At 55.2% G+C, this 1,765-nt stretch carries 1 protein-coding gene and 1 pseudogene; both read right to left on the bottom strand.

The features are described from left to right. Positions 1-21: 21 nt before the first annotated feature. Positions 22-1,116 (bottom strand): TIM barrel protein, encoded by a 1,095-nt coding sequence (locus tag A3A5_RS0119660; RefSeq protein WP_018312241.1) that lies wholly within the window; start codon positions 1,114-1,116, stop codon positions 22-24. Positions 1,117-1,141: 25 nt separating this feature from the next. Further along, a pseudogene (locus A3A5_RS0119655) lies at positions 1,142-1,765 on the bottom strand (aromatic ring-hydroxylating dioxygenase subunit alpha); the annotation flags it as partial.

Raw genomic sequence — 1,765 nt, 5'->3', positions numbered from 1 at the left:
CGGTATTGTCCGGCGCGCAAATCAGTGTGACACGGTGCCGCGGTATTGCTCGACAAACTCCTTGTTAGTCTTTCCCTTCTTCGCTTCCGCAATTGCTGCACGCTCAGCGTAGAGTTCGCGAACGAACTTCGCTACCAGGCAGCTATCGGCGAACATGTTGTACTTCCACCCAAGGCCGTAGGCACCCAAGTTGATGTTGTCGATAGTCATGACCCGCATGTTCGAGTCCTCGGTAGCCAAGTATTGATCAATAACTTTGCGAACCAATTCCTTGGTGCAGGCTAGCTTATGTGCGTGCCAGACGTCGGTATGCCACTCTGCCGGCTTCGGCAAGCTGAAAGGATATTGAATCGAGCGACCGGGGCGGTCATAGCCCAACCCGTCCCATGGACCAGATTCAAACGCCCACCAGTTCACTGGACCATTCGGTGCAGCAGGGCGGACCTGCGTCCAATGCACCATGTTGCGTTGGAGCCAGTCGTCTGCGAAGCTGTCATCGTTGAAGGGATCCAGTTTGCGGATCGCGTCTGCATCGCCCCGCATTTGCGAGACTGCATGCTCGACTTCATTCTCGATTTTGAAGATGCAGTGGCTGTAATCCATGCAGAAGTTGAAGGGCACGCCTCGCTTCTCGACAAGCGCAGCAACTTTCAGGACGCGCCGGAAGTCTTCCGACCACATGTCCACGTGGCTTTCGTAGGTTATCGTGATGCCGCGGGCTTGCGCGTAGTCGTACGTTTCCAGGTACGAGGCTGCGACCTCTTCATCAGTGACGTAGTGGCCGTCAGCATGCTTCGCCCAAACCATCAAGTTGTGGTACTTCGCATTCACTTCGCGGGTGCGCTCAATGTTTGCCTTAATCGTTGGCTCGTCGACGCCAAGGGTGTATGTCCAGCTTCCGGTCAAGACCGGAAAATTGAAATGTTGGCTGGCCTTGATGTACTCGTCCAGCTCCTTATCGCTCGCTGGAATACGGTCGACGAAGTCCCACAGCCCGCTTTCCTTTTGGAGCCGGAACTGCTCCATGATGGGCAGTTCGCTTTCTGAGACGGGTGCTTGCAAGGAGGAGGGTTGCACGCCTCGGCCTGCACAACCGAGAAGAAACATTGGCTTCATAGGGAATTCCTCTTATTTGTGCGTATTACAGAGTCGTTGACTCGTCGATGACGTTGGAGCGCAGAGCTGACCTAAATTCTTCGTGCCCACGAAGCGCCGCCTGGCAGAGTTCACGATGCCACTTGCGGTATTGGATGGAGACCTTGTCTGTGGCGACAGAAATCTCCCCCGACGATACCTCGGCTGGCCACTGGGATTGGATGACCGGTTGGTCTTCTTCCAGCACACGCTTTTGGAATGCCAGGTGCATGTGATCCGGCTGGCCGTCCGTCTCCCGCGCGATGATCATGAAATTGCGACACGTCTTGTCATCAACTGGGCATGCCGTTGTCCACAGGACGAAGCGGGAATTGTCCTTCCAGAGCTTAATTTCCAGATTGATTGCATATGGCATCGTGCAACGGTAGTCGAAATCTCCCATCGGCGCCTCTTCCGGAATTCCTTCCATTTCCCGCGGCGGCGATAGCTTGAACTGCAACTCGCCGTCAATCCGATTGACCTGGACGGCTGGGTGGCTGGCAAAGAACGGGTCGTACAAAGTGCCAGGGTGTACGAAAGCAAAGTGAGAGAAGTCTGTGAAATTTTCCCAACGTCGCTCTGCGACGGTGTTCCAGAGGTAGGAGTCGGCCACAATGACTTGCATGCCGGG

It is taken from the genome of Cupriavidus sp. UYPR2.512 (assembly GCF_000379565.1).
Taxonomy (GTDB): domain Bacteria; phylum Pseudomonadota; class Gammaproteobacteria; order Burkholderiales; family Burkholderiaceae; genus Cupriavidus.
This window is presented reverse-complemented; position numbering and strand designations above follow the sequence as displayed.

Bases quoted from the DNA above. Each gene is read 5' to 3' on its own strand.
- A3A5_RS0119660 (WP_018312241.1), bottom strand. From the start codon at position 1,116: ATGAAGCCAATGTTTCTTCTCGGTTGTGCAGGCCGAGGCGTGCAACCC.